Source organism: Limnobacter sp. CACIAM 66H1 (assembly GCF_001601825.1).
Taxonomy (GTDB): domain Bacteria; phylum Pseudomonadota; class Gammaproteobacteria; order Burkholderiales; family Burkholderiaceae_B; genus Limnobacter.
In genome coordinates, this window is the sequence record NZ_LUJK01000040.1 from 1 (window position 1) to 18,141 (window position 18,141).

Genomic DNA, 18,141 nt, shown 5'->3' on the forward strand with positions numbered 1-18,141 from the left:
AAATTCGGTGGTGGTGGCCAAGTCCAGAATGTCGTAACCACGGTAAGCCAGATCGTTGCCTGTACGGCCCACAGTACACAGGGCGGTGTTTCCAGCGGCAGTACCTGAAAGGGCTACAGATTTTTTGGGCTTAAAGCCTGGTGTTGTTGTTTGTTGCTCAGACATTTCTGTCTCCTGTTAAGAATCGTGTTTTATAACAATTGTTTATAGTGTTTTATTCAAGTTATTTCTGCTGAAAAAGAGCATCCAGTTTCTGCTCGAAATCGTGGTAGCCAATGCTGTCGTAAAGCTCCATTCGGGTTTGCATGGTGTCCAGTACGTTCTTCTGGGTGCCATCGCGGCGCACCGCTTCATACACGTTCTGTGCTGCTTTGTTCATGGCGCGGAAGGCACTCAAGGGGTAAAGCACCAAGCCTACGCCCACACCTTTCAGTTCTTCGGTGGTGAACAAGGGGGTTGAGCCAAACTCAGTGATGTTGGCCAAGACAGGCACCTTCACCGCGTCCACAAACTGCTGGTACATGCTCAGTTCGGTCATTGCCTCGGGAAAAATCATGTCGGCACCGGCTTCCACGCAGGCGCAGGCGCGGTCAATGGCCGATTGCAAACCTTCCACGGCCAATGCATCTGTACGCGCCATGATCACGAAGTCGTCCGAACCACGGGCATCCACGGCCGCTTTGATGCGGTCTACCATTTCAGCTTGGGTCACAATTGCTTTGCCGGGGCGGTGGCCACAGCGTTTCGCGCCCACTTGGTCTTCAATGTGCATGGCTGCAGCACCCGCTTTCATCATCGCCTTGGTGGTGCGAGCGATATTGAAGGCTGATGAACCAAAGCCAGTGTCGACATCCACCAGCAAGGGGGTGTCACATACATCGGTAATTCGGCGCACGTCGGTCAGCACGTCATCCAGTCCTGAAATTCCCAGGTCGGGCAGACCCAGTGAGCCAGCCGCCACGCCGCCGCCGCTCAAGTAAATGGCTTTGAAGCCGGCACGCTTGGCCAGCAATGCGTGATTGGCATTGATCGCGCCGATCACTTGCAAAGGTTGTTCTTCTTTCACTGCCTGGCGAAAACGGGCGCCTGCGGAATGTTGGGTCATGGTGTTCTCCTTGTTGTATGCTCCATGTAGTGCAGGGTTCGTGCCAGTCGAAAAAAATAGAAAACTAATCAATTAATATCAATAATTTAAAGAGATAAATAGAAGTAATTAATAGTATAATTCAGTGGTATTTTGAAACATATTTGTATAAAATGAAACGATTGTATGTTTCAAATGATACTTAAGGTGTTTTGAATGAAACCCAGAATTGTGGTGTTCAGTATTAGCGCATTGGCTGGTACATTGCGGGAGATAGCCCGCGACTACAGCAGTTCCGCCAACATTGAATTGGTGCCCAAGGCCTATGAAGATGCCTTGGCTTATGCACGTAACCGTTATTACACCGACACAGCCGATGTATTCATCGCCGCAGGTTCAAACGGCGCGTTTTTGCAGAACCAGCTTGAGGCGCCGCTGGTGATCATCCGTACGGATGGTTTTGATGTGATGCAAGCCTTGGCATCAGCAAGAAAGGCGTCTGCGGCAGTGGGTTTGGTCAGTTACGAACATTCGTTTGATGAGCTGGAGCAGTTTGCCCGAGCGTTTGATGTGCCCTTAAGTACCAGAACCTATCGCACACCTGAGGACGCGCGTCGCGCTGTGCGGGAATTGGCGCAGCTGGGTGTGAAGGTGGTGGTGGGGTCTGGCTTGGTCACCGAAATCGCACAAGAAATGGGCATGGAAGCCATCCTAATTTATTCCCGGCAAGGTGTTGTGAAAGCCTTTGAGGAAGCCATACGGCTGGCCAGTGCGAAAGCTTCTGGCGGATTGCGCCGAAACAGCCAGGCTTACACGTACCACACCGAACAAGACCTGATCGGCAAAAGCCGGGCAGTTGAAAAGCTGCGTAATACGATACGGCTGTGTGGCAGTATCGATTTTTCCGTACTAATTCAGGGTGAAACCGGCGTGGGCAAGGAGTTGGTGGCCCAATCCATCCACAGCGCCAGCCCACGTGCGGGCAAACCTTTCGTCGCAATCAATTGTGCATCGCTTACCGAAAGCCTTTTGGAAAGCGAGCTGTTTGGTTATGAAGAGGGTGCATTTTCAGGGGCCGTGAAAGGTGGGCGCGCGGGCATGTTTGAAAGCGCACAGGGAGGCACCGTGTTCCTCGATGAAATTGGTGACATGCCTTTGGCTTTTCAAACCCGGCTGCTGCGTATTCTCGAGGACAACACCGTGCGCCGAATTGGTTCAGCCTCATCCCGCAAGGTTGATTTCCGGCTACTGGCCGCCAGCAACGTGAATTTGCAGCAAGCCGTTGAAGAAGGGCGCTTTCGCGAAGACCTTTATTTCCGGCTGAATGAAATGTTGATCCATATCCCTCCACTGCGAGAACGAGCGGAAGATATCGGCGAACTGGCGGGCTACTTTTTAAGGACTACGCCAGTTCGTGTCAGTAAATCAAAATTCGATGCCTTTCTTCAACTGGCTTTGCCGGTTCTTCAATCCTTGCCTTGGCCAGGCAATATCCGTCAATTGAAGAATGTGTGTCGCAGGGCGGCTGTGTTGATGCTGCAAGAAAGTGATCTGTCGTCCTGGCGCACCTGGTTTCCAGACCTGCTTGTGGGCATGGAGAATTCGCCCAGGTCACCTTTGCAGCAAACCAATCCATCCGAAGTGATGAATAATATGAACGCCTTGGCCTTGGCCTATAGCAGGGCGCCCATGTCTGAGCGTGCAAGCATTGTGCGTGAGGCGTTAAATCTGGTTAGTGGTGAGGTCAATAGGGCGGCTGAAGGTTTGGGCATTAGCAGGTCTACCGTTTGGCGTTTAAATAAGGGCAGCTAGCGACATGTCCTACACGCCACCCACCCTGACCGAATCGGATGTCGAATTCACTGCTATCCGCGCCCAAGGCGCAGGTGGTCAAAATGTCAACAAAGTGTCCAGTGCCATTCATCTGCGTTTTGACATTCGCTCATCGTCTTTGCCTGAATTCATCAAGGAAAAATTACTGGCTCTGCAAGACCAACGTTTGACCAAAGACGGCGTTATTGTCATCAAGGCTCAAACCACGCGCAGCCAAGAGCAAAATCGCATTGATGCATTAGTGCGCTTGAACGAGTTGATTGCCGAGGTTGCCAAACCTGTCAAGGTTCGCCGTGAAACCCGACCCACCCTGGGTTCAAAACGTCGCAGGTTGGAAGGCAAAAGCATTCGGGGGCAGGTCAAGGCGCTGCGTGGAAAGGTTCAGGATTGACGATTATTGCAACCTAGTTTTCACGGTATAGTAAGTGTAGATAGCCAACCGCAACCGGAGCCTCAGTGTTAATTCAACACATTCACCCCGCCTTGCAAGGTCATGTTACGCAAAATGGCACGTATCAGGTGTGTCCAGCGAATGCGCCGGTAAGTCTGTGGGTTAACAGTTTTTGGGAACTGACAGTGGATCCGGGTGAGTACATCTATCGCAGTGTGCCCGACAATTGTGTGGATCTGATTTTCAACCTGGATGACCAATCAGAAGGCTTTGTCATCACGCCCTTTCTTGAGCCGCTGGAGTGCGCCATCATTGGGCCGGCGAGCTATTTCGGTATCCGATTTGGAGCGTTGGCTTCTCAGGGCTTGATCGAAACTCCATTGGGTGAGTGGCTTGATCCAGGCAGTCATGTTGACACACGTGGATTGCTCCATCCTTTGCTTATCGAGCAAATTCGGGTGACCCTGCACCAGTCGACTGATTTTTCAATGCGCAGTGAACGTATCTCATCGCTGCTGTTGGCCCATTTGAAGCATCCCCAAATCGATGCCCGTCTGCTTCGTTTCATACGCTCGGTTTTCAATCCCAACCCGTTCGACTGTGGCGTATCTGCGCGCCAATTGCGTCGAATCAGTCATTTGCATTTGGGCGTGTCACCCAAAGACTTTCTGCGTGTGGCAAGGTTTCAAGCCACGCTGCACCACATGAACACTTGTCACAATTGGCCAGCCTGGCCGCAGTTTTACTACGATCAGTCACATTTCATTCGTGAGTTCAAGGATTTCACGGGCGCCACGCCCGGCCGCTTCATGAAAATGTCCGTTTTGTACAAGAAAAGTATCAACCCATCCAAATAAACTTCGAGTTCCTGATCTTGAAAGGAGCACAAAAGTGATTGAAATTCAGGCAATGTTCCCGGTCATGGTCACAGCCGACCTGGATCAACAGCGCAGTTTTTACACCTCGGTATTTGGTTTCGATGCTGCTTTTTTCGAGCCTGATTTTTACGTGCATCTGGTGTCCCCATCCACAGGTGTTCAACTTGGCTTTCTGGCACCTGGACATGCCTCTCAGCCCAAGTTTCTGCACGCATTGACGAACACTGACGGGCATGTCATCACGTTTGAAGTGGTTAACGCTGCTGCTGCTTATGACAAGGCACAGCAGCAGGATTTGATGGTTGAAATGCCTTTGAAGCATGAAACATGGGGGCAGATTCATTTCATCGTAAAAGACCCTGCAGGGATAAAAATTGATATCGTTGAGCATCTGGATTCAGCGTCGCAATAGCGGGCATTCACTTCAAGGAGATAGTCGGTGGAACATCGGGTTAATTTGGGCAAGGCAGCTCCGGCGCTTTATCAATCAATGATTTCGTTCGACAGACAGGTTAATGAACATGTTGCAGCGTCGGGCATGGCAGAAGGATTTTCACACTTGCTTCGGCTGCGCGCTTCCCAATTGAATGGCTGTGCGTTTTGTGTTCGGCTTCATACGCGTGATTCCTTGGCCGCAGGTGAAAGTATGGATCGAATCAGCGTACTTCCTGCATGGCGTGACACACGATATTTCAATGAAAAAGAGCGTGCATCGCTGGCTCTGTGTGAATCGGTAACATCAATTTCCGAGGGGCAGGTACCCGATTCCGTTTATCAACACGCAAGCAGCTTGCTGTCGATAGAAGAAATCTCGGCGGTGGAATGGTTGGCAGTGTTGATCAATGCGTGGAATCGTGTGGCAATTTCCAGTCGCTACCCCGTGGGTGGCGGTAGTTGATATAGCATTTGAATTGCTTATTTCCCCGACTCAAATTTTTATTACAAGGAAATCAAATGGACCTGATTCGCATATTGATCGCCATCCTGTTGCCGCCATTGGGCGTATTTCTGCAAGAAGGCCTGGGCAAGCATTTCTGGATCAACATCATTTTGACTTTGCTTGGCTACATTCCGGGCATTGTGCATGCGGTGTATATCATTGCAAAACGCTAGCTTTTGGGCGTCAAGGCAAAAACACCAAATACTGTGTATATCGAGTTGGCTTGCTGTCCGTTAGTACTCGGACAATCACAACATCAAAGGAAATGATCATGCAAGCCACCAAACTGATTGGAATTCTGTTGATTGTTGCCGGCACCTTGGGACTGGTCTACGGGGGCTTTAGCTACACCGAGGAGTCAACTGCAGCAAAAATTGGTTCACTCGAGATCACCGTAGATCAGGAAAAGGAAGTCAACGTACCCATGTGGGCAGGCGTGGGTGCAATTGTCGCCGGTGCTTTCCTGCTGCTGGTGGGTAGTCGCCGTCGCTAGTTTGTCCAGCGTTCAATTATGCAAAAGACCACGCCACAATGCGCGTGGTCTTGTTGCCTTGTTCCATTTCAACTTCAAGAATATCCCGTGCACCCGCGTTACGCATGTGCCATTTGGCCCGAGGCACATTTTCTGCCTTTGATACCAGCGTGGTAAACCACCTGCATTGTTGACCAAATTGCGCGCTCTCATTGATCATGGTTTGCAGAAAACCAAGTTCCCCACCCTCGCACCACAATTCATTTTTCTGTCCACCAAAATTCAAACCCGCAGGTGCCTTTGAACCTGGTTTTTCTCCACGATTAACAGCCAGGCTATTCACTTTTCGTTGATTGCTTTTTATGGCTTCTTTTTGTGAGGCGTGAAATGGCGGGTTGCATACGCTCAGGTCAAAACGTTCGCCAGACTTGATCACACCTTCAAATACTTTTCGTTTGTCCCGCTGCAGGCGCAAATCGATCAGTTGCTTCAGATCCTCGTTTTTATCCAGCACCGAGGCAAGGTTCTTCAAGCCAACCGGGTCAATTTCACTGCCAGTGCAGTGCCAGCCGTACACTTTTGCTGCCAGCAACGAATAAATGCCGTTCGCCCCTGTGCCGATGTCCAGCATTTTGACCTGCCTTGAATCTGATGCCTTAATCCCGCAGCTCGACAGCAAATCAGCCGCGTAATGAATGTAATCCACCCTGCCGGGGATCGGCGGACACAGGTAGCCCTCTGGCACGTTCCACTCCGAGATGCTGTAGTGGTGTTTCAGTAGTGCGCAATTCAATGCCTTCACGGCAGCAGGCGAGGCGAAATCGATGGAGTTTCGGCCATGGTTGTTGGGCTTAACAAATTTCTTCAGGGCAGGGGAAGTCAACACCAAGGCATCGAAATCGTAACCGTCTTTGTGCGCGTTATTGGGGTGAAGTGTTTTGGTCAATTTTTCTCTCGCTGGGCCTTGCTGCGCGCCGCCAAATCATAGCAACCGGTTTTGTTGGCATTCTCGGCAGAGTCCGGAGTGCCCATCTCAACAAATGGAATCAGCGCAGCAAACGGGTTTAGCAGCGACAGCAACACCGCGCCAGCCACTTTGCCCGCAATTGGACCTTTTTCAAGTGATACATCGGGCGATCCCATGGTGCCGGTGATTAGTAAAGGCGTACGCAGGCTGACCGGACTGAAGTCTTTGGGTGTTACAACCACCCTCAAATTCAATGCCTCTGTTTTCATCGAAATGCTGCCATTCACCCACATTGCCGAGTCTTGAGTGTCAATCACAAACGCCCTGGGTTGCAGTACGCCATTGTTCGCGTTCAAGTCAGCATACGCGCAGGTCATTTGCAGCACCTCATCTCCCCGAAACCAAACCCCAAGCGCCTCGGCAGCATCCAGGCCAGCCGCCTCAACGATCAAATGCGACATGGTTCCATTGCGCACCTGTGTTCGTACGTTGCCAGTCAGGCTACCGAGTATTTCAGCGGTCGAGCGGCCTTGCCCTCTCAGTTTGGCTGCGCCATTCATGGTGCCGGTTACATAAGGCGGCTCATTGCCAGCCCTTGGCATGTTCAACCATTGTTCAAGTTGCACGTTGGCCCAGTTCAGGTCTACGTCCCAAACAGCGATGTCTTCCCGCCCATCCAGTTGCACCGAGCCAGCAAGTTCGCCCTTCGCTGTTTTTGCCTGAATCTCTGAAATGGTCAAAACACCCTCAGTGACAGCCAAATGTGCCCGCAAGGGTCGAAGTGGTTTCAATATCTCGCTGCCCAAATCCAGATTGTCGATGTCGATTTTTACATCGGCATCCATGGCCCTCAGGGAAGGTAGATCAAAGGGTTTGTCCGGTAACACCCTGCCTTGGCGTTTCGTTGCAACCTCTTGCTTCACTGCAGGGGCGCCTACGGTGGGGCCCAGGTCCGCCAGCACCAGCGAAGGTCCTTTGAGTTCTCCGGTCAAAAGGGGTTGTGTTTTGCCACCTTCGTACACAAAACGCCCATTCAAACGACTCTTGCCGATTGTTGCGTTGTTGATGTTGACCTGCCAGTTGTCTGCGTCGCGCACCAAGTTACCTTCGGTACGAAAGGCCGGCGTGTTCGGCAAAGTGACTCCCAGAGCCTGCCCAGCCGCGGCCAGGGATGAGCCACTTACTGCAAACTGACCAGACAGTTGCTGCATACCTAGCGCGTCGGCGGCGTTGCCCTTAAAGTCCAACCGGGCTCGCCCCAAGGACACGTTCAGCTCCACCGGAATTGGCTTGCCTTGCTTGGCCACCCAAGGAAGTACACCAGTCGATTTAAGTTGTATCTGAAGCTTTTTACCTTGATACGAACCCAGTGCCATCACAGTTAGCGCATCGGCTCCAAGCTCTCCTTCCTGCAGGCTCAGCGTTGCATCCAGGTCAAGATCAAGCGGCTCATCCCGATAGATAATCTGGCCTTTCTGAATGGCCAGCAAACCAAACTCCGGAGCAGGGGCAGGCGCTGAGTCTGCTTGGTTGTTGGCAAATTGCCAAGATGCTCGCCCGTCTTTCAGGCGTTCGAAATTGCCATTCAATGCCGTGGCAGTCAGCGACCTGATTCTCAGCGCAGATTCCGGTGTTTTGGCCCACTTCATCAGATCAACGTAGCGCATGCCAAGAGACACGTTTTTTGCCTTGACCATGAAGGGCGACTGACTCCAGGAGGGTGAGGCCACTTCAAAATGATTCAAGCGAAGTCGAATTCCACCAATCAGGCGCAGTTTAAACTGAGGGTCACTTTCATCCATGTTCGTTAGTCGAATCTCCCGTTCAAGTGCTTTACTCAGCCATTGCTCGGCTGGTTTGGCCAAAAAGGGCCATCCCATCAATTCAAGTGTACCCACTGCCAAAACAAGCAAGGTCAATATCGCCCAAGCCAGTAGTCGAACCGGCTTCTGCCGATACAGCTTCGAGGTAATCGGTGTTCTTTTCAATGGTTATCCTGATTCTCTGTTACAAGAATTGAGTTTCTGATTCGCACTTCTCACAATGGTTAACGCATACTAGCGAGAAGCAGTCAACTTAAGCGGCTTGTACCCGTTATACGGAATATCTCAATTCGATTGATTTCTTTTATTCAGGAAGTATGAAACATGAAAACACTGTTTTCCATGATGGCGTTGATGTTGGCATTGAGCAGCTGTGCAGTGTACACCCCCGCGGGTTCCGTTGTGGTTGATCCAGGTGGCCACGGTGGTGGTCATTGCCCTCCCGGGCAGGCCAAAAAAGGCAACTGCTAAACTGAGTGCCTGTTGTGAGTGCTTACGTGGTTGGTCAAATCAGCATCGTCGATCCACTCAAGTGGCAAGAGTATCGGGACCAAGTGCCCGGCACTCTTGCTGCCTGGAATGCAGAATTGGTTTTCAGGGGTGTTAAGGCCGCAGATTTGGCACTCCAAAATGCCTTCAGCGACATCGTAGTAATACGTTTCCCAACGCTGGATGCAGCCCACGGCTGGTTTCAATCAAATGCTTACCAGGCACTCATACCGCTTCGCGAGGCTGCGGCCCAGGTGCTGTTAACCACATACGAGGCTTGAATCACTTGCTTGATCCTGCAGCTCGAGACATTCTCCAGTTTTGGTTTGAGGACACTGATCCGAAATCCTGGTGGTCCGCCGACCCAAAGTTTGACGAACAAATTCGTCTGCGCTACTTAGAAACCCTTTTGAAGGCTGCCAAGAGTGAGTTTTTCTCATGGCGTGCCTCAGCCAGAGGGCGTCTCGCGGAGATCATTGTTCTAGATCAGTTTTCTCGCAATGTCTATCGCAATACACCCTCAGCTTTTGCTCAGGATCCAATGGCCTTGGCCCTCGCTCAAGAAGCCGTTGCCAGAGGTGTATTAAAGGAATTGACTCCGGATGAAAGGGCGTTTTTGCTTTTGCCTTACATGCACAGCGAGTCACCGCTCATTCATGTTGAGGCCGAGCGCTTGTACCGGGAATGGGCCCCGGAGAACAACCACAAGTTTGAGCTTAGACACAAGGAAATCATTGACAGGTTTGGGCGATATCCGCATCGAAACAGAATCCTGAATCGAGAGTCCACCGCTGAAGAGCTTGAGTTTCTGAAACAGCCGGGGTCAAGTTTTTAGCCGCCGCGGTTTGATCGTGCGTTCAGTACTTCAAAAAAGTATCGGTAGCTTGCCCGGTCGTGCAATTCGCCCTTGATCTGAATTGGCCCCCAGTCGGCTTTCTGAGCCTCAGTCAACACTTGCACTGCTTCATCCACCTCAGAATCGGTGGGCAGCATTGCTGACACGATATGCACAATTTGATCGGGGTGAATGCTCCACATTCTTGTGAAGCCAAAGTCCCTTTTCGCGCGCGTCGCGTCTTCGGCTGCCATCTCCGGTTGGCGAATATTGCGGGTTACGTTGTGCGACGGTACCTTGCCGAATCGGTGGCAGGCTGCGGAAATTTCCAGTTTTGCCCGACGCACCAGCGGGTTTTCGAACTGTCCTGGCGAGTTAAGTGCAGTTTTGGGGATTGCACTTCTGTGGCTTGATATGAAGTCCATGATGCCAAATGAAAGCGACTCAACCTCCTCCAGTCCGGCGATGCTGTGTACAGCCGCCAGGGCTCCGTGGGTTTCAATCAGCACATGCAAAGGTGGGGGTTCAACGCCTGCCTTGGCGCATTGCTCTCGAATGCGACCAATGGCCTGTTTCACATCGTCAAAGTTTTCTGGTTTTGGCAGCATCAAATATGCGGGCAACGGCACGCCTTCACGCAATACGATCGGCAGTTCCTGTTCAAACGCGGCGTCTTGAACCGGGTGAAGCCGAACGCCTGGCCTGCGGGTTTCGCTGCCGTATCGAGCAGAAAAATCCACCAGACTCTGAGCTGCCCATGTTGCAATTTCTGTGACCTGGCCGACCACGGCGCCGTCTTCCAAATCCAGGGTAATGTCGAAGCAGGCTCCGATTTCAGCGCGAATCTGCAAGGCTTTCTCAAAGTACTTGGGGCGACCAGTGTAATGATCACACACCGGCAGGTTCACCTGTGCGTGATCTTCGCTGTACAAAAGGGTGGAAATAGTCGCCAAATCCAGGTTGTGCTTCTTCACGCGGTATTCCTTCGCAGTGTTCTTTCGGATACAAATAAAAAAAGCCAGCATCTCTGCTGGCTCTTTTTATCACGAAATGCTGGCGAATTACTTGCCCAGCAAGTGCTTCACGCCTTCGCGTTCTTCCATCAGTTCGTTCAGAGTGATGTTGATGCGCTCTTGACTGAATGCATCAATGTCCAGGCCCTTCACGATTTCAAATTTGCCGTTGGCACAGGTCACGGGGAAGCCGAACTGGGTTTTTTCAGGGATGCCGTAAGAGCCGTCAGAAGGAATACCCATGGTGACCCACTTGCCATTGGTGCCCAGTACCCAGTCGCGAACATGGTCGATTGCCGCGTTGGCAGCAGAAGCCGCAGACGACAAGCCACGTGCTTCAATGATGGCGGCGCCACGCTTGCCCACTGTTGGCAAGAAGGTGTTGGCGTTCCATTCCTGGTCATTGATCATGTCTTTTACAGATGCACCGTCAATGGTTGCAAAGCGGTAATCAGCATACATTGTGGGAGAATGGTTGCCCCATACACACAGCTTCTCGATCGATGCCACTGGCTTGCCGGTTTTGGCAGCAATCTGGCTCAAAGCGCGGTTATGGTCCAAACGCAGCATGGAAGTAAAGCAGTTTGGATCCAGGTCTGGTGCTGACTGTTGAGCGATGTAGGCGTTCGTGTTTGCTGGGTTACCTACAACCAATACTTTCACGTTGCGTTTGGCGTTGTCATTCAGTGCTTTGCCTTGAACCGTGAAAATTGCGCCGTTGGCTTCCAGCAGATCCTTGCGCTCCATGCCTTTGCTGCGTGGGCGTGCGCCAACCAACAAGGCCACGTCAACGTCCTTGAAGGCAGTGGCGGGGTCGTCTGTAATCACCACGCCTTGCAGTAGTGGGAATGCACAGTCTTCCAGTTCCATGACTACACCCTTCACTGCGGGCAGGGCAGGCGTAATATCCAGCAACTGCAAAATCACGGGCTGGTCTTTGCCCAGCATGTCGCCATTGGCGATACGGAACAACAAGCTGTAGCCAATTTGGCCGGCAGCGCCTGTAACGGCAACTCGCATTGCGGGTTTGGTCATGTCAAACACTCCAAGGGATTAAAAATCGAAGGCCATAGTTTAGCGCCAAACGCTGACACCTTGTTGACTAACTTGGTGGATTAGAGGGGATTAACTTCTAAAAGTCCTCTATAAGATATAAGATACACAATAATCCGAAAAAACAAGATCGAGACACAATTTGCAGCCCGTTAACCCAACGTTCAGTCCGCTTTACCAGCAAATCAAGGGTTTGCTGCTAAAAAGCCTTCAAGACGGCGAATGGAAGCCCGGGGAACTCATTCCGTCTGAAACCGAGTTGGCCGCACGCTACGGTGTGAGTCAGGGCACTGTGCGCAAAGCCATCGACGAGCTTGCCGCCGAAAATCTGGTCGATCGAAAGCAGGGGCGCGGCACATTTGTTGCCACGCACAACGAAGCCAAGTCTGAATATCGGTTTCTGCGACTGGCCGCAGACGAAGAGCCCGGCGTGAAGCCCAAGTCGACCTATTTGTCGGTCGAGCGGGTTAGAGCCAGCTCGCAAATCGCCAAATTGCTCGACATTAAACCCAGCGACTCCGTATTTGTGGTCAAGCGGGTGATGCGTTTTGACGGGGTGCCGCGTATTTTCGATGAAATATGGCTGCCCGCCTCCCAATACAAAGGCCTTACCCTCGAGCGCCTTCAACAGTGGAATTCCACCTTGTATGGTTTCCTTGAAAGCAGTTTCAATGTGCGGATGTTAAGGGCCAACGAGCATATCAAGGCGGTCAGTGCACAACAGGAGCATGCTGACATTTTACAGGTCGAAATAGGTACCCCCTTGCTGCTGGTCGAGCGCCTTTCAATGACGTATGCTGACAAACCGGTGGAGCTTCGTCGGGGTTGGTACTTGACCGACAAATTTTCATACAGGAATGAATTGTATTGAATTGATACAAGTCTTTAGCGGGCAAAAGAATGCATTTGAACTACTTAGCGCTCAAAATCAAAAATATCCCGCTTTTAGCCCAGGCTGATTTGGTTCAAAATATATCGTTGTCCGATATTGGTTTTTTTTAAAGGATTCAAGCTGCAAAGCTTAGGGTTTTGGCCCGTTTTCCAATCACTTTTATAAGAACACGAGCATGTCAAACACTGTTGCGAAGAAACGTCCGGAGTACCGGAATATTCATGTCACACAAATTCTTAAATACAGGCTCCCGCTGGCCGGCAAGCTGTCCATTTTGCACCGAGTCAGTGGGGCAGTGCTGTTTTTGGCGCTTCCGGTCATCCTTCTGCCGCTTTTCGACAAAAGCATCACTTCCGAACTCACCTTCCTGGAAATGCAATCGCTGGTCAGTAGCCCGCTGGTCAAAATTGTTCTGCTCGGCCTGATCTGGTCGTATCTGCATCACTTTGCTGCGGGCATTCGTTACCTGGTGCTCGACATGCATGTGGGCACTGAAAAGTACGCAGCCAACAAAAGCGCCGGCATTGTGTTCGCAGTCAGCTTGAGCTTGACCGCCTTGTTTGGTCTGAAACTGTTCGGAGTGTTTTAATCATGGGTAACAACATTGGTTCCAAGCGCCTGGTGGTTGGCGCGCACTATGGCCTGAAAGAGTGGGTTGCCCAGCGCATTACAGCGGTCATCATGGCGGTATACACAATCGGTCTGTTCCTGGCCGTGCTGTTTACTCCCGATCTGGACTACGCGAAGTGGGTCGGTTTCTTCAACTTCACGGTTTTGTCTTTCCCATTGGGCAAAATTCTTGCACTGCTGGCCATTCTGTCGCTGTGCTATCACGCTTACATCGGTATTCGCGACATCTGGATGGACTACGTCAAACCCACCGGTATTCGTCTTACGTTGCAAGTTTTTACAGCGTTGTGGTTGCTCGGTGCGGCCGGTTACGCTGCTGACATTCTCTGGAGGGTCTAAAAGTGACTGCAGTTAAAACTTCCCTTCCTCGTCGCAAATTCGACGCGGTGATCGTAGGTGCGGGTGGCGCGGGCATGCGCTGTTCGCTCCAGTTGGCAGAGGCTGGTCTGAATGTAGCCGTGCTGTCCAAAGTATTCCCCACACGTTCACACACAGTGGCCGCGCAGGGTGGTATCGGCGCGTCGCTGGGCAATATGTCCGACGACAGCTGGTACTGGCATATGTTCGACACCGTGAAAGGTTCTGACTACCTGGGCGACCAGGATGCGATCGAATTTATGTGTCGTGAAGCGCCCAAAGTGGTTTACGAGCTTGAACACTTTGGCATGCCCTTTGACCGCAACCCAGATGGCACCATTTATCAGCGCCCATTTGGTGGCCACACTGCCAACTTCGGTGAAAAGCCGGTTCAGCGCGCTTGCGCTGCTGCCGACCGCACAGGTCACGCCCTGTTGCACACCTTGTACCAGCGCAACGTACGCGCGCGTACCCAGTTCTTCGTCGAGTGGATGGCGCTTGACATTATTCGTGATGCCGACGGTGACGTGGTGGGTGTAACCGCCCTGGAAATGGAAACCGGCGAGATGATGGTTCTGGAAGCCAAAACCACCGTGTTTGCCACAGGCGGTGCGGGCCGCATCTGGGATGCATCCACCAACGCCTTTATCAACACTGGTGACGGCATGGGCATGGCAGCACGTGCTGGCATTCCTCTGGAAGACATGGAGTTCTGGCAGTTCCACCCAACTGGTGTGGCAGGTGCAGGCGTTCTGGTGACTGAGGGTGTTCGCGGCGAAGGCGGTATTTTGCTCAACAGCGAAGGCGAGCGTTTCATGGAACGTTACGCTCCAACCCTGAAAGACCTGGCTCCGCGCGACTTTGTGTCACGTTCCATGGACCAGGAAATCAAGGAAGGTCGCGGTTGTGGTCCCAATAAAGATTACGTGTTGTTGAAGCTCGATCACCTGGGCGCCGATACCATCATGAAGCGTTTGCCCTCGATTCGCGAAATTGCGATCAAGTTCGCCAACGTAGACCCGATCAAAGAGCCTATTCCTGTAGTGCCTACCATTCACTATCAAATGGGCGGTATTCCAACCAACGTGTACGGCCAGGTAGTAGCCCCCAAGGTACCGGGCGGTCCCAGCGAAATCATCAATGGCATGTACGCGATTGGTGAATGTGCCTGTGTGTCCGTTCATGGTGCAAACCGGTTGGGTACCAACTCCCTGCTCGATTTGATCGTGTTTGGTCGCGCAGCCGGCAACCACATCGTAAACAGCAATCTGAAGGCCCGTAGCCACAAGGAATTGCCAGCTGACGGCACTGACCTCACATTGGCGCGCGTGAACAAGCTGATGACATCGACCAGCGGCGAGAACACTCGGGTTGTAGCCGATGCGATTCGCAAGGGCATGCAGTACCATTGCGGCGTGTTCCGTACCACCGAGTTAATGAACTCTGGCGTGACCAAGATTAATGATCTCGCCGAACAAGCCGAACACATTCATTTGAAAGACAAGTCCAAAGTGTTCAACACTGCGTTGGTAGAAGCTTTGGAGCTGGCCAACCTGCAGGAAACTGCCAAGGCCACCATGGTGTCTGCTGCTGCCCGTGAAGAAAGCCGTGGTGCGCATGCTCACCGCGATTTCCCTGAACGCGATGATGACAAGTGGATGCGTCACAGCCTGTGGTATTCCGAGGGCAACCGCCTGGACTACAAGCCAGTGAACCTGAAGCCCATGACAGTTGAAACCTTCCAGCCCAAAAAGCGGACGTTCTAATCAAGGTTACGAGGTACAGAAAATGAGTGAAAAGAGAATCGTACGTTTTGAAATTTATCGCTACGACCCGGACACCGGCGAAGCGCCAAAAATGCAAAAGCTGGAAGTTGAGCTACAGCCCACTGACAAAATGTTGCTGGATGCGCTGATGCGCATCAAGAGCGACGTCGATGAATCACTGGCCTATCGCCGTTCATGCCGTGAAGGCGTGTGCGGTTCCGATGCCATGAACATCAACGGCAAAAACGGTTTGGCTTGTATTACCAACCTGCGCGACTTGAAGCAGCCTATCGTGCTCAAGCCGCTGCCCGGTTTGCCCGTGGTGCGCGACCTGATCGTCGACATGACCCAGTTTTTCAAGCAGTACCATTCCATCAAGCCTTACCTGGTGAACGACACACCCCCTCCTGAAAAGGAGCGTTTGCAGTCACCCGAAGAGCGCGAAGAGCTGGATGGTCTGTATGAGTGCATTTTGTGTGCCTGTTGTTCGACCAGTTGCCCGTCATTCTGGTGGAACCCTGACAAGTTCGTGGGTCCAGCCGGTTTGTTGCAAGCCTATCGTTTCATTGCAGACAGCCGCGATCAAACTACTGGTGAGCGTTTGGACAACCTGGAAGATCCATACCGTTTGTTCCGCTGCCACACCATTATGAACTGTGTGGACGTGTGTCCAAAAGGCTTGAACCCCACCAAGGCAATTGGCAAGATCAAGGAATTGATGGTGCGTCGCGCCGTCTAGAACCCTTGTTCGGATTTTTTTGTTCAAATCGGGGTTGTGCACTGCAAAACCCCGTTTTTTTTGTTGTAGTTTATGTCTAATCAGAGTCATCAGGCGGATCCAACTCAACGTGCCCGTTTACGCTGGCGCGCCAGACGAGGCCTATTGGAAAACGACCTGATTATCGAACGATTTTTCGACAAGCATGAAATGGAATTGACCAACGATGACGTACAGGCGTTGACTGTGCTGTTTGAGGAGGTTGACAACGTGTTGCTTGACCTATTCCTTGGCCGAAAAGAGCCGGAAGGGGATCTGGATACACCTGGTGTGCGCAAGGTAATCCAGATGATGCGAGAACTTTAATTTCAATCCCATTAGAAGGAAATCCGATGAGCACAGAACACAAGGCCACGCTGTCTTTTTCAGACGGCACCCCTTCGGTAGAATTTCCCATTCACAAAGGCACCATTGGTCCCGATGTGATCGACATCCGAAAGCTGTATGGATCCACCGGCAAATTCACCTACGATCCTGGCTTCCTGTCCACAGCCTCCTGCAATTCATCCATTACCTACATTGACGGTGACAAGGGCGAACTGCTGTATCGCGGCTATCCCATCGAGCAGCTGGCTCAGCACTGCGACTTCATGGACGTATGCTACTTGCTGTTGAACGGTGAGTTGCCCAATGCCGCTGAAAAGAAAACATTTGACGACCTGGTGACCAAGCACACCATGGTCAACGAGCAGATGAACTTCTTCCTGCGTGGTTTCCGCCGCGACGCACACCCCATGGCGGTGATGACTGGTCTTGTGGGCGGAATGTCTGCTTTCTATCCAGATTCCATGAATCTTTTGGACAAGAACCAGCGCGACATTTCTGCAATCCGCTTGATTGCCAAGATGCCAACTTTGGTGGCCATGGCCTACAAATATGGCATCGGCGCGCCCAATATTTATCCGAAGAACGAACTCAGCTACACCGCCAACTTCATGCGAATGATGTTTGGCAACCCGTGCGAAGAGTACCAAGTCAATGATGTGCTGGTGCGCGCCATGGACCGTATCTTCATTTTGCATGCTGATCACGAGCAAAACGCATCCACTTCTACAGTTCGCCTGTGTGCCTCATCTGGTACGAATCCTTTTGCTGCGATTGCGGCAGGCGTGGCCTGTTTGTGGGGCCCGTCACATGGTGGCGCCAACGAAGCCTGCCTGAACATGCTGACTGAAATCCAGGCCAACGGTGGTGTCGAGAAGATCGGTGACTTCATTGCCAAGGTAAAAGACAAGGATTCAGGTGTTCGCTTGATGGGCTTTGGCCACCGCGTGTACAAGAATTATGACCCACGCGCCAAGCTGATGCGTGAAACTTGCCACGAAGTACTGAACGAGCTGGGCCTGCATGATGATCCTCTGTTCAAGATTGCGATGGCCCTGGAAAAGATTGCGCTGGAAGACGAATACTTCGTGAAGCGTAAGCTGTACCCGAACGTGGATTTCTACTCAGGTATCGTACAAAAGGCTATCGGTATTCCCGTGCCTTTGTTTACAGCCATTTTCGCGTTGGCCCGCACCGTGGGCTGGATTGCCCAATTGAACGAGATGATTGCAGACCCCGAGTACAAGATCGGCCGTCCTCGTCAGTTGTTCAATGGTGCCGCGCACCGCAACGTGAAGCCAATCGACCAGCGTTGATTGACATTGCGGTTTGAACAGAAAGCCACCTTAGGGTGGCTTTTTTCATTTTCACCACATTTTTCACATTCATCCTCGTTAGGGCTTTAGTGCGCTTTCTCTAATCTGATATCCTTTGGGCTTAACTCTTAAAGCAGTTTTTTCTGCTTTTTGCTATCTGGTTAGGGGCAGGGGCTCCACAAACCAGACGGGGAGTGCGGTTTAACCCACGTGTGTAGGGATTCGGTCCGATGGCAATAGCCAAGGTCGAGTCCGAACCCCACATCTTTGAAACGAGAAACTCGGAAAAAGGTGAAGCGC

General features: G+C 51.8%; 22 protein-coding genes and 1 pseudogene. 17 read left to right on the top strand and 6 right to left on the bottom strand.

All coding sequences use genetic code 11. The features are described 5' to 3' along the window. Positions 1 to 165 (bottom strand): annotated as a pseudogene (locus A0129_RS11510) (citrate/2-methylcitrate synthase); the annotation flags it as partial. Positions 166 to 223: 58 nt separating this feature from the next. Continuing rightward, positions 224 to 1,105, bottom strand: a complete 882-nt coding sequence (gene prpB / locus A0129_RS11515; protein ID WP_105029899.1) for a methylisocitrate lyase — start codon at positions 1,103 to 1,105, stop codon at positions 224 to 226. 195 nt (positions 1,106 to 1,300) lie between these two features. Between prpB and prpR the strand changes: the two genes are divergently transcribed. The 7 genes from prpR (at position 1,301) to A0129_RS11550 (ending at position 5,619) form a co-directional block, all read left to right on the top strand. After that, the gene (gene prpR / locus A0129_RS11520; protein WP_291715122.1) at positions 1,301 to 2,896 is read left to right on the top strand and encodes a propionate catabolism operon regulatory protein PrpR; all 1,596 of its coding nucleotides are present in this window, start codon (positions 1,301 to 1,303) and stop codon (positions 2,894 to 2,896) included. 4 nt (positions 2,897 to 2,900) lie between these two features. After that, a complete protein-coding gene (arfB, locus tag A0129_RS11525; RefSeq protein WP_291715124.1) occupies positions 2,901 to 3,308 on the top strand; it encodes an alternative ribosome rescue aminoacyl-tRNA hydrolase ArfB in 408 nt (135 codons plus the stop codon). Positions 3,309 to 3,373: 65 nt separating this feature from the next. After that, complete coding sequence (locus tag A0129_RS11530; protein ID WP_291715126.1) at positions 3,374 to 4,165, top strand: helix-turn-helix domain-containing protein; 792 nt, start codon at positions 3,374 to 3,376, stop codon at positions 4,163 to 4,165. A 34-nt stretch (positions 4,166 to 4,199) separates the two neighbouring features. Further along, the gene (locus A0129_RS11535) at positions 4,200 to 4,598 is read left to right on the top strand and encodes a VOC family protein (protein WP_291715128.1); all 399 of its coding nucleotides are present in this window, start codon (positions 4,200 to 4,202) and stop codon (positions 4,596 to 4,598) included. A 27-nt stretch (positions 4,599 to 4,625) separates the two neighbouring features. Further along, positions 4,626 to 5,084 carry a carboxymuconolactone decarboxylase family protein gene (locus A0129_RS11540; protein WP_291715130.1) on the top strand — a complete coding sequence of 153 codons (459 nt, stop codon included), beginning with the start codon at positions 4,626 to 4,628 and terminating at the stop codon, positions 5,082 to 5,084. A gap of 56 nt (positions 5,085 to 5,140) precedes the next feature. Further along, positions 5,141 to 5,299 carry a YqaE/Pmp3 family membrane protein gene (locus A0129_RS11545; protein ID WP_105029341.1) on the top strand — a complete coding sequence of 53 codons (159 nt, stop codon included), beginning with the start codon at positions 5,141 to 5,143 and terminating at the stop codon, positions 5,297 to 5,299. Between the two features lie 98 nt (positions 5,300 to 5,397). Next, positions 5,398 to 5,619, top strand: a complete 222-nt coding sequence (locus A0129_RS11550) for a hypothetical protein (RefSeq protein ID WP_291715132.1) — start codon at positions 5,398 to 5,400, stop codon at positions 5,617 to 5,619. A 16-nt stretch (positions 5,620 to 5,635) separates the two neighbouring features. Here the strand turns inward: A0129_RS11550 and rlmF are convergent, their stop codons facing one another. Together rlmF and A0129_RS11560 are read right to left on the bottom strand one after the other, a co-directional pair. Next, on the bottom strand, positions 5,636 to 6,544 hold the full coding sequence (gene rlmF / locus A0129_RS11555) for a 23S rRNA (adenine(1618)-N(6))-methyltransferase RlmF (protein WP_291715134.1): 909 nt from the start codon (positions 6,542 to 6,544) through the stop codon (positions 5,636 to 5,638). Next, positions 6,541 to 8,553 carry an AsmA family protein gene (locus A0129_RS11560; protein WP_291715136.1) on the bottom strand — a complete coding sequence of 671 codons (2,013 nt, stop codon included), beginning with the start codon at positions 8,551 to 8,553 and terminating at the stop codon, positions 6,541 to 6,543. The genes rlmF and A0129_RS11560 overlap by 4 nt, the downstream gene beginning before the upstream one ends. A gap of 159 nt (positions 8,554 to 8,712) precedes the next feature. On the opposite strand from A0129_RS11560, the gene A0129_RS11565 reads away from it, so the two are divergent. Genes A0129_RS11565 through A0129_RS11575 form a run of 3 tightly spaced genes read left to right on the top strand, consistent with a single transcriptional unit; the run spans position 8,713 to position 9,712 of the window. Beyond that, positions 8,713 to 8,859: a hypothetical protein gene (locus tag A0129_RS11565; protein WP_291715138.1), complete on the top strand. Its 147-nt coding sequence runs from the start codon at positions 8,713 to 8,715 to the stop codon at positions 8,857 to 8,859. Positions 8,860 to 8,864: 5 nt separating this feature from the next. After that, the gene (locus A0129_RS11570; RefSeq protein WP_291715139.1) at positions 8,865 to 9,158 is read left to right on the top strand and encodes a DUF1330 domain-containing protein; all 294 of its coding nucleotides are present in this window, start codon (positions 8,865 to 8,867) and stop codon (positions 9,156 to 9,158) included. After that, complete coding sequence (locus A0129_RS11575) at positions 9,155 to 9,712, top strand: DUF924 family protein (protein ID WP_291715141.1); 558 nt, start codon at positions 9,155 to 9,157, stop codon at positions 9,710 to 9,712. The genes A0129_RS11570 and A0129_RS11575 overlap by 4 nt, the downstream gene beginning before the upstream one ends. Here the strand turns inward: A0129_RS11575 and A0129_RS11580 are convergent. Both A0129_RS11580 and A0129_RS11585 read right to left on the bottom strand, forming a co-directional pair. Continuing rightward, positions 9,709 to 10,686 (bottom strand): aldolase/citrate lyase family protein, encoded by a 978-nt coding sequence (locus A0129_RS11580; RefSeq protein ID WP_291715143.1) that lies wholly within the window; start codon positions 10,684 to 10,686, stop codon positions 9,709 to 9,711. The genes A0129_RS11575 and A0129_RS11580 overlap by 4 nt on opposite strands. Before the next feature lie 87 nt (positions 10,687 to 10,773). After that, positions 10,774 to 11,760, bottom strand: a complete 987-nt coding sequence (locus A0129_RS11585) for a malate dehydrogenase (protein WP_291715145.1) — start codon at positions 11,758 to 11,760, stop codon at positions 10,774 to 10,776. Between the two features lie 160 nt (positions 11,761 to 11,920). On the opposite strand from A0129_RS11585, the gene A0129_RS11590 reads away from it, so the two are divergent. The 7 genes from A0129_RS11590 to A0129_RS11620 all read left to right on the top strand — a co-directional run bounded on the left by A0129_RS11590 (position 11,921) and on the right by A0129_RS11620 (position 17,841). Then, entirely contained in the window at positions 11,921 to 12,649 is a 729-nt protein-coding gene (locus tag A0129_RS11590; RefSeq protein WP_291715147.1) for a GntR family transcriptional regulator, read from the top strand. A 196-nt stretch (positions 12,650 to 12,845) separates the two neighbouring features. Continuing rightward, positions 12,846 to 13,259, top strand: a complete 414-nt coding sequence (gene sdhC, locus A0129_RS11595) for a succinate dehydrogenase, cytochrome b556 subunit (protein WP_291715149.1) — start codon at positions 12,846 to 12,848, stop codon at positions 13,257 to 13,259. After that, a complete protein-coding gene (sdhD, locus tag A0129_RS11600; protein ID WP_171101456.1) occupies positions 13,259 to 13,639 on the top strand; it encodes a succinate dehydrogenase, hydrophobic membrane anchor protein in 381 nt (126 codons plus the stop codon). The genes sdhC and sdhD overlap by 1 nt, the downstream gene beginning before the upstream one ends. 2 nt (positions 13,640 to 13,641) lie before the next feature. Beyond that, on the top strand, positions 13,642 to 15,423 hold the full coding sequence (sdhA, locus tag A0129_RS11605; RefSeq protein WP_291715151.1) for a succinate dehydrogenase flavoprotein subunit: 1,782 nt from the start codon (positions 13,642 to 13,644) through the stop codon (positions 15,421 to 15,423). Between the two features lie 22 nt (positions 15,424 to 15,445). Continuing rightward, positions 15,446 to 16,162, top strand: coding sequence for a succinate dehydrogenase iron-sulfur subunit (locus A0129_RS11610; RefSeq protein WP_291715153.1), 717 nt, complete (start codon positions 15,446 to 15,448; stop codon positions 16,160 to 16,162). A gap of 72 nt (positions 16,163 to 16,234) precedes the next feature. Continuing rightward, positions 16,235 to 16,507: a succinate dehydrogenase assembly factor 2 gene (locus A0129_RS11615; protein ID WP_105029331.1), complete on the top strand. Its 273-nt coding sequence runs from the start codon at positions 16,235 to 16,237 to the stop codon at positions 16,505 to 16,507. Positions 16,508 to 16,533: 26 nt separating this feature from the next. After that, a complete protein-coding gene (locus A0129_RS11620; RefSeq protein WP_275271299.1) occupies positions 16,534 to 17,841 on the top strand; it encodes a citrate synthase in 1,308 nt (435 codons plus the stop codon). Positions 17,842 to 18,141: the final 300 nt, after the last annotated feature.